Raw genomic sequence first — 9515 nt, 5'->3', positions numbered from 1 at the left:
GCCCCACAGTCCGCGGGGGGTGACCTGGACGAGGGGGAGCTTGCAGCGGGCGGCGACGGCGAGGGCCTGCGGGTCGGCGTCCGGCCACTCGGCGAGGAGGGCCTCGCGCAGTTGCTTCATGGTGCGCGGCTCGGCCTCGACGAGCTCCCGGGCGAGGGCGGCGAGGCGGTCGAGGTCGACGCCCTCGAGTCCCTTGCGGAAGGTGGTGAGTTCGCGGTCGCGGGCGCTCTGCACGAGGGGCCGCAGGGTGAGGCAGTCCTCGGCGGTGTGGGTGTGGATGGTCGAGCGCATGGTGACGATCCGGACGACCTCGCGGTCGGCCATCAGCTGCGACAGTTCCTCGGGGGCGAATCCGTCGAGGCGGGCGGCGAGCGCGTAGTACGGCGGCTTGACGTTCTGGGCCTGGAGGCCCAGCAGCCGCCCGACGGCGGCCTTCGCGGACAGATCTGACCGGCGCAGGAGCAGCTGCCGGTCCAGGGTCGCGCGGTTCAGGGCACGGATGCCGAGCACGGGGGCCGAAGCGGTCGTCTTCGTCATGGGGGACACGCTAGAGGGGCTTGCGGACAGGTTCTGTCCGCTTCTCTCACCTTCTCTCACCGCGTCCCCGTGCGGCCCAGCCCGGGATGTCATTTGCCCCGTATACCCTGCTGCAGACCCTGCTGCGTGATCCCGCCGACAGCGGCTCGACCCGGAAGCGAGAGGCCGCCACGATGTCCGAGCGACGCGCCCGCCCCGCCGCGAAGAACTCCAAGGGTTCCAGGAGGTCCGTCTGGCGCCGGGCCCTGACCCCGCCCTCCGCGCCACCGCGGCCTCCGGCGCCGGCCATGGAGCCGCCCGCGGCCGAGACGCCGGAGCCGCCGAGCATCGTCCAGGCGGCCCTGTACCGGGACGGGGTGCGGGTGTCCTCCCCCGCGACGCTCGCGGACACCTTCCGCGAACTGCGCGAACAGTCCTCCGGTATGGCGTGGATCGGCCTGGCCCGTCCCCCGGAGAGCGAACTGCTCTCCCTGGCCGAGGAGTTCGACCTGCACCCGCTGTCCGTCGAGGACGCGATGGAGGCCCACCAGCGCCCGAAGCTGGAACGCTACGGCGACACGCTCTTCGTGGTGCTGCGGGCGGCCCGCTATCTGGACGCCCCCGAGGAGGTCGACTTCGGCGAACTGCATGTGTTCGTCGGCCCGGACTTCGTCATCACGGTCCGGCACGGGGCGGCCCCGGACCTGTCGGCGGTGCGCCACCGCATGGAGAAGACACCCGAACTGCTCCGACTCGGCCCCGAGGCCGTCCTCTACGCCATCCTGGACGCGGTGGTCGACGGCTACGCGCCGGTCGTCTCGGGCGTCCAGAACGACATCGACGAGATCGAGACGGAGGTCTTCCGCGGCGACCCGGAGGTCTCCCGCCGCATCTACGAACTCTCCCGCGAGATGGTCGAGTTCCAGCGCGCGACCCGCCCGCTGGTCGGCATGCTGCACGCCCTGATGGCGGGCTTCGCCAAGTACGGTACCGACGAGGAACTGCAGCGCTATCTCCGGGACGTCGCCGACCACGTCACCCACACCAGCGAACGCGTCGACGGCTTCCGCCAGGCCCTCACCGACATCCTCACGGTCAACGCGACCCTGGTCACCCAGCAGCAGAACGCGGAGATGCGGGCGTTGGCGGAGGCGGGGTTCGAGCAGAACGAGGAGATCAAGAAGATCTCCTCCTGGGCGGCGATCCTGTTCGCCCCGACCCTGGTGGGGACGATCTACGGCATGAACTTCGAGCACATGCCGGAGTTGGACTGGAGCTTCGGATACCCCTTCGCGATCGGCTTGATGGGGGTTGTCTGCGTCAGTCTGTACGTGATCTTCAAGCGGCGGGACTGGCTCTGACGCGCCCGGCTCAGCGGCGCCCCCGATGGGGTTCGGGTGCCTCGGTGGTCGGTGCCGGGTGGTGTGGGTCGGTGGCGCGAGTGATCGCGGATTCGACGGCCGCGACACGGTCGGCGAGCAGGGTGAGGGCGGCGACGGCGCGGGTGAGCTGGTCGTCCTCGGGGCCGCCGAGGGTCCGGGTGCGGACGTGGGCCGCCTTCAGTTCGGCCCAGCGCGCGGCCTGTCCGGGGGTGAGCGTGCCGCGCAGCTCGGCCAGTTTCAGCAGGTTGGCCTCGGCTCCGCTGCCGAGCGTCTGGGCCTCGGCCCGGTAGTGGTCGTCGATCAAGGCCGCCAGTTCGGTGTCGTTCATGACCGGCTGGATCCGTTGGGCGATCTTGTTCATGTTGCGGTAGGAACCCTGGAGCCGGAAGGGCGGTTCGGTGCGGTCGGCGTCGGACCGGCCGGCGGAGGCGATGTAGGCGGCGTTCACCGCCAGCACCGTCTCGCGGGCCGCGAGCAGGTGCCGCAGCACTGCCAGGATCCGCTCCAGCTCCGCGGGGTCGTACGGGTGGGCCAACCGATCGGGGCGGGCCGTCGCGTCGCCCTCGGCCAGGCGGATGAGCAGGTGGAGGTCGGCGCGGTCGCGGCCCGCGAGCGGAGCGAGCGTCGGACTGGCCGTGAGCGAGTTTTCGATGAAGCTGAGCGCGAAGGCGTCCTCCTTGCCCGTCAGGACGTCGCCGAGGTTCCACACGTCGGCGCGGTTGGCGAGCATGTCGGGGACGCGGAAGCGGCTGCCGGACTCGGTGTAGGGATTGCCGGCCATGCAGACGGCGAAGCGCTTGCCGCGCAGGTCGTAGGTGCGCGACTCACCGTCCCGCACGCCGTCCATGCGTCGCGTGGCGTCGCACAGGGGGATGAACCTCTGCAGCAGCTCGGGCGAGGTGTGCTGGATGTCGTCCAGGTACAGCAGCGTGTTGGTGCCTGCCTCCAGCGCGAAGTTGATCTTCTCGACCTCCTGGCGGGCGGTCGCGTTCGGCGCCTCGGCAGGGTCGAGGGAGGTCACCGCGTGGCCGAGTGCGGGTCCGTCGACCTTGACCAGGACGAGCCCGAGGCGGTCGGCGACGTACTCCATGAGGGTCGTCTTGCCGTATCCGGGCGGGGAGATGAGCAGGAGCAGGCCGCCGGTGCCGGTGCGTCCGGACGCGCCCGTGGTGCCCAGTTGCTTGGCGAGGCTGTCGCCGACCAGCGGCAGGTACACCTCGTCGATCAGCTTGCTGCGCGCGAAGGTGGGCATCACCGCCGGCCGGTACTCGTCCAGGCGCAGGCGGGTGCGCTCGGCGGCGACCAGTTCCGCACGGCGGCGCTGGTAGGCGCGGTGGGCGGGGACGTCGTGGGCGCGGAACGCCCTGGTGCGGGCGAGGAACTCGTCGACGCGGATCGTGAGGCTGCGGCCGCTGATGCGCGGGTGGGCGCCCAGCAGCCCGGTGACGGTCCGGGTCAGTGGCGCGTGGCGTTCGTGGCGGGGCAGGTCCGGGCAGAGCTCGGCGGCCACCGCCTCGGCCAGGTCGCCGGGGGTGAGCTCCGTGCCGGTCGAGGTGGCGTAGGACGTCAGCCACGCCTCCACGAGCTGCCTGCGTGCGGCGGGGTCGCAGAGGGCGGCGAGGTCGTCGTCGTAGGCCGAAGTGCCCACCGTACGACGGAACTTGTCGAGGAACGTGCGGGTGCCGGCGCTGATGACGAAGCCGTCGGGGCCGCAGGTCAGCTCCTCGAAGAGGTAGGCGGCCGCCGCTCGGGTGCCGATCGCCTTTGCCAGTTCGGCCCGCAGGTCGTCGATGGCGGGCGCGAGCCCGAACGTGTCCCGGGCGCGCGCCAGCGACACCGCTCGCCGGGTCCAGCTCTCGCGCTCCTCGGCCGTCGTGCCGTGTGCCCAGAACAGCTGGGCGGCGGCCCGCGCGGCGGGCTCGTGGCGCAGCAGGCCGGCGTCCTCGTGCAGGCGCAGCACCGCGGCGAGGATCGCCGTCGCGTCCCGGTCGTGGACACCGCGCTGGTAGCCCTCGTCGTGGGCCGCCTCCGCCGCCTGCCGTACGAGGGCGGGCAGGTCGGCCTCGGCGAGCAGGGCCGGTCCGTGTGCGTCCAGCAGCCGGGCGGCGAGGTGCTCGGCGCGGTAGACCTCGGGCGACTCGGACGGCAACGGGCGGTCCCAGTAGGGGCGGGTGGCGGCGAAGCCGGGGTCGGTGACCGGCGAGCGGTAGTCGGTGCCGGTGAGCGCGAAGGCGAGGGTGTCGCCGTGCGGGACGAGGGTGAGATCGAGGGGCTGGGTGTTGACGGCGAAGTGGTGGCCGCCCAGCCGCAGGGTGCGGCCGTCGGCGGTGTACAGGTCGGTGCGGTCGCGCAGGGCGCGCGAGGCGTCCTGGTGGGCGGCCTTGAGGCGGCCGTCCAGTTCCTCCGCCCGTACCCGGTCGCCGAGTTCGCGCAGTTCCTCGGCGAGGCGGCGGACCTTGGCGGGCATCGGGTCGGAGGAGAAGTACGTGGCGATCGCGTCCGGGTCGGCGAGCGTGCCGGCGCGGCGGGCGACCGTGCGCAGGACGCGCCTCGCCGAGTCCGCCAGGCGCTCGGCGCGGCGGGCACGGGCGTCGGCGAGGGTCTGCTTGCGGACGGAGAACGCCTCGTGCACCTCGTCGCGCTTGTCGGCCAGTTCGCCGAGGAAGTCGTCGAACTCGGCGAACCGGGACTCCAGGTTCTCCACGCTCACCATCAGGCGGGCGAGTTGGTCGTCGCACGCCTCGGGGCTCTCGGCTGCCGCTAGCGCGCCGATGACGGCCTGGCCGAGCAGGGTGAACTCGGCGGCGAACTCGGCCCGCCCCTCCCGGTCGAGGAGTTCGCGGCGGCGTGCGTCGAGGGTGGCGCGGGCGTGGTTGACGCCGCCGAGGACCTCGGCGATCCGCTCCAGGACAAGGGTGCGGACGGTGGCGTCGCCGATGTCCAGCCCGGCGACGACCTCGGTCACCGTGCGGAGCCCGTCGGCGAGTTCGTCGAGACGGGCGGCGACGGGCAGCGCCGCGGCGACGGTGGCGATCGCCTCAGCGTCGGCGGCGAGCTCTTCGAGATCGGCCCGGTGGGCGGCGAAGGCGTCGTCGCGCGCCAGGTGCTCGACCGCCCGCTGTCCGAAGGCGGCCAGGTCGGCCTCGGTGTCCGCGGCGAGTTCGTCGATGCGGTCGGTGTCCGCGTACCGCATGTCCCTGAGCGTGAGCAAGTGCCCCTGGGTGTGCCGCAGTTCGGTCAGACCGCTCACCCAGGCGCCTGCGCTGCGCGGGACCTCGCCGCGCAGGCGCCGCTCGACCGCCGCCACCCGTGCCTCGGCCTCGGCCAGCGCGTCGGCGGCCCGACGGGTGAGGGCCTGGACGGTCTCGAACTCGGCCAGGACCTGCTCGGCAGTGGCCCGCAGCTGTGTGAGCGGCGTGTGCAGATCGCCGAGTTCGGGCTCCGCCAGCCAGTGGTGGGAGTCCGCTGCCCGGGTGCAGGCGGCGGCCAGCGCCTCGTACACCTCCCTCGTCGGCTTCGTCTCCGTGGCGGCGCCGGTGATGGAGAGGCAGTCGGACAGGCCCCGGACGAGGTCGGCGTTGCCGACGCGGGCCAGCGGTCCGGCACCTCGGGGCCGGGCGGCGGCATGCGTGTCGGAGACGTACGGCGTCTTCCACAGACGGAGGGGGTGGACGCGCTGTGGATCGTCGCCGTCGGCGTTCAGCAGTACGAGGGTGCCGTCGTGGAAGAGGGACCAGCCGCGGCAGCTCAGCGGCGCCGCGACCGCCTTGCGGAGCATGTTGTAGGGCAGCAGCAGGCGGCGGCCCTCCCCGGGTGCGTGGAAGGCGAAGAGGACGTCCTCGCCGTTCGGGGCACGCACCTCGCGCTCGAACTCCAGCCCGCCCGTGTCGAGTTCGTACGTCTTGTGGGTGCCGGTGGCGAGGCAGTAACCGCCGGGGAAGACGATGCCCTGGTCCTCGGGCAGGCGGCGGCAGGCCTGTCCGATGCCGTCGAGGCGTACGACGGACCGGGTGAGGGTGTTGAAGACCAGGTACCGGTGGCCGGCCTCGTTGTAGGGGCGGATCCGCAGCAGGATCAGAGCGCCCACGCGCGCGTACGCGATGTCCGCGTCGGCGAGGGACTGCAGGGGCTCGTCGACCGGCTCGGCGTGGATCCCCTCCCCCGTCCCGGTGGCGTTCTCGGCCTTGACGGTGAGGGTGCCGCCGAGGGTGTCGACGAAGACCTCGCCCTCGACGGACACGTGCGGGTGGCGGCCCAGAACGTGGTGCTCACGGCTGGTGCGTGTCCACGCGAAGTCGTGGGAGCGCGGGAAGACGTGGTCCCGGTCGCCGCGCGCGTCCAGGAAGGCGGCCCGGCCGTCCTCGGTGACCGCCCAGCGCAGCACCCGGATGTCGTCGGACTTCTCGCCGGTCCGGAAGACGGCCAGCAGCTTGCCGTCGACTCGGCGCAGCCGGAGCAGCCGGGCCTGGCGGTAGTAGCGGTGGAGGGCCTCGAACTCCCTCAGGAAGGCGGGGTCGTCGAGCAGGCCGGGCACGGTGTCGTCGGCGAGCCGGTTCAGGTCGCGGTCGTACAGGGCGAGAACGTCACCCACGGGGACGTCACCCACGGTCGTCCGCGGCCGCGTGTCGAGGGTGACGTGGTGGCCGACGAGCAGTACGTCCCCGAGGGCGACGAGGTCGCGGGGCACGCACGCGTGCTCGGTGTGCAACCGCTCGGTGCCCGCGAGTTCCAGCCGCGTCGAGCCGAACTCCTCGGCGCGGCGGGCGTTGAGCGCCTCGGCACGGCGGGCGAGCTCGGTGGCCTGAGCGGTGAGGCGGTCGCGCAGCACCTCATAGGCGCCGGTGCCGACGGAGTCGTAGGCACCGGTGTCGACGGAGTCGTAGGCGCCGGTGTCGTCGGCCTCGTGGGTGCCGGTGTCCAGGCCGGTGGTCATGGGTTCCCTCTCGGAAGTCGGACGGGGTGGTACGGAGCTGCCGTCCCCTGTGCGGCAGCTCCGTCCCACCGGCCTGTCAGCCCTGGGCGCTGCCGTTCAGGGCGGTGAGCGAGGTGTCGGCGACACCCGGTTCACCGGTCTGGTCGAGCAGTCGCCGCAGGGCGGAGGCGTCCGTCCCGCCGGTCTTCATCAGCTTCGTCAGCAGGGCGGAGACGGTGAGGTTCTGCACGTCGGCCGTCGAGACCGAGCCGAGGATCCGGGTCAGGTCGTCGGTGAAGCCGGAAGTGCCGTCCAGCCAGGGCTTGGTGAGTGCCTGCGCGGTCTCGGAGTGCTGCATGAAGCCGTCGACGCCCTTGCCGAGGGCGATGGAGGACATCAGCCGGTCGAAGAAGACCGACTCGCCGCCGACGATGTCGATGTCGGCGTTCTCCAGCCCGGTGGCGAGCACGGTGGCCTGCGCCTCCGCGACCTGCCGCTGCACGTCGAGTCCGGCGAGCCGGACCTCCTTCTCGGCCGCCAGCCGCAGCCGGTACTCCTCGTGACCGCGGGAGGCGTCGTCGAGGGCGGCCATCGCGGCGGCCTTCTCGGTGAGACCGGCCGCCTCCGCCTTCAGCTTCTCGCCGATGGCCTGTGCCTCGGCCATGGCCTGCGCCCTGGTGCCCTCGGCCTCGGCGAGCATCCGGGCCTGGGTCGCCCCGGCCTCCGCGCGGCCGGCCTTCTCGGTGACCTCGGCCTCCTTGTCGCGGACCTGCACGACGGCCAGCCCCTCGGCGGCCGCCTCCGCCTGGAGGCCCTCGGCGAGCCGCACCTTGGCCCGCGCGTCGAGGTCGGCCGACTTCAACCGGGCCTCGGCCAGGGTGAGTTCCTCGGCCGCGCGGTGAACGGCGGCCTGCTCGGCGGCCTCCGCGGCCTTGATGTCCTTGACCAGCTGCTCCTGCGCCTCGGCCTCGGCGGCGATGATCACGGTCTGGCGGCCGCGCTCCGCCTCCTCGACGGCACGCAGCTTCTTGATGGACTCCTCCTGCTCGGCGACCGTACGGTCCACCGCGACCCGCTCCCGGACGACCTCGGCGATCTCCCGCTTCTCCGCCTCGACCTCCCTGGCGGCGGCGATCCGGCTCAACTCGGTCTCCCGCTCCCGGGCGATGACTTCGAGGAGCCGGTCCTTCTCGATGCGCTCGTTCTCGATGGCGATGACCCGCTCGCGGTTCTTCGCGGCGACGGCGACCTCGCGGGCCTGGTTCTCGCGCTGGATGCCGAGCTGCTCCTCGGTCCTGAGGAACGCGCCCTGGGAACGCAGCCGCTCCTCCTCCACCACCCGCGCCGTCTCGGCCTCCTCCCGGGCCCGCACGGTGCCGATCTCCCGACGCTGCTTGATCTCGGCGTCGGCCTGCCGGCGTTCCAGCTCCAGGATGGCCTCCCGGGCGTCGACGTTCTGCCGGGTGATCTCCTTCTCCTCGTGGCGCTGGAACTCGTTGGTGCGCACGTGCTCGATCGCCGTCAGCTCGGTGATCTTGCGGATGCCCTGGGCGTCCAGGACGTTGGCCGGGTCGAGCTGGGTGAGGGGCGTCTGCTCCAGGTAGTCGATCGCCGCGTCCTCCAGGTGGTAGCCGTTGAGGTCGACGCCGATGACCTCGATGATCCGGTACCGCAGCTCCTCGCGCTTGGTGTACAGGTCGGTGAAGTCCAGCTGCTTGCCGACGGTCTTGAGCGCCTCGGAGAACTTCGCGTGGAACAGCTCCTGCAGCGTGTCCCGGTCGCTGGCCCGAGCGGTGCCGACGGCCTGGGCGACCTTGACGACGTCCTCCGCGGTCTTGTTGACCTTGACGAAGAAGGAGATCCGGATGTCCGCGCGGATGTTGTCGCGGCAGATCAGCCCCTCCTTCCCGGCCCGGGTGATCTCGATGGTCTTCACCGAGATGTCCATCACCTCGGCCTTGTGGAGCACCGGCAGCACGACCTGCCCGGTGAAGGTCACGTCGACCCGGCGCGTCTTGGAGACGATCAGCGCCTTGCCCTGCTCCACCTTGCGGAACAGCTGTGAGACGACAAGTGCGGCAACCAGGCAGACGGCGACGAGCACGCCGATGCCCACGATCATGGCAGTCATGGCATACGTCCTTGAGGCGTAAGGGAGTTGAGCACGAAGAAGGAAGGGTCCGGAGGTGAGATCCGGCGCGGGCGTCGGGGCTCAGACAGTGCGATGCCGCGCGGCGACACGGGGCGCGCCCCCGTGGGGATCGCGGCTCCCGGCACCTCGTAGCCCGGTGGCGTGGGCCGTGCGCGCACTCGGCACGGCCGGCGCGGGTTCGTCGGGGAAGAGGCTGTGCAACGGCCGCACGATCAGGCAGGTCGCGCCCCGGGCGACCAGCACGGCGCCCACCGGCACGACCAGGTGCAGCAGCCAGGCGACGGGCCCCGAGGGGCCGAACACGGTGACCACGACCGTCGCGCCGACGCTCAAGGACCAGGCGAGCACCGTCAGTACGGAGAAGGCGACCGCGACGGGCACCCCGCCCATGTGCCAGGTCCGCAGGTCCACGTCCGCGTCGAAGCTGTCGACGCCGACGGCGCCCACGGCGGCCAGGAGCCAGAAGCAGACGACCACGACGAGGGCCGCGGTCAGCAGGATCGTGGGCAGGCCCGTGGCCGCCGCCAGGAAGATCCGCATCCCCTGCTCCCCC

At 72.2% G+C, this 9515-nt stretch carries 5 protein-coding genes; 1 reads left to right on the top strand and 4 read right to left on the bottom strand.

Features of this window, described 5'->3' with window-relative positions; genetic code table 11:
- Positions 1-537, bottom strand: a 537-nt coding sequence (locus EHS43_RS28080; protein WP_148104102.1) for a crosslink repair DNA glycosylase YcaQ family protein, incomplete at its 3' end; no start/stop codon positions are given.
- A gap of 173 nt (positions 538-710) precedes the next feature.
- Here EHS43_RS28080 and EHS43_RS28075 point away from each other — a divergent pair.
- The gene (locus tag EHS43_RS28075) at positions 711-1877 is read left to right on the top strand and encodes a magnesium and cobalt transport protein CorA (protein ID WP_125193534.1); all 1167 of its coding nucleotides are present in this window, start codon (positions 711-713) and stop codon (positions 1875-1877) included.
- Positions 1878-1887: 10 nt separating this feature from the next.
- Here EHS43_RS28075 and EHS43_RS28070 read toward each other — a convergent pair whose 3' ends face one another.
- The 3 genes from EHS43_RS28070 to EHS43_RS28060 form a co-directional block, all read right to left on the bottom strand.
- Positions 1888-6831 carry a DNA repair ATPase gene (locus tag EHS43_RS28070; RefSeq protein ID WP_125193533.1) on the bottom strand — a complete coding sequence of 1648 codons (4944 nt, stop codon included), beginning with the start codon at positions 6829-6831 and terminating at the stop codon, positions 1888-1890.
- 76 nt (positions 6832-6907) lie between these two features.
- Complete coding sequence (locus tag EHS43_RS28065; protein ID WP_185806444.1) at positions 6908-8941, bottom strand: flotillin family protein; 2034 nt, start codon at positions 8939-8941, stop codon at positions 6908-6910.
- 81 nt (positions 8942-9022) lie between these two features.
- Positions 9023-9515: hypothetical protein (locus tag EHS43_RS28060; protein WP_221740764.1), on the bottom strand; the 493-nt coding region annotated here is incomplete at its 5' end.

The sequence above is a fragment of the Streptomyces sp. RP5T genome (genome assembly GCF_003933965.1).
In the GTDB taxonomy this organism is placed as follows: domain Bacteria; phylum Actinomycetota; class Actinomycetes; order Streptomycetales; family Streptomycetaceae; genus Streptomyces.
The sequence above is the reverse complement of the archived record's forward strand: the minus strand, read 5'-3'. Positions and strand labels throughout refer to the sequence as shown.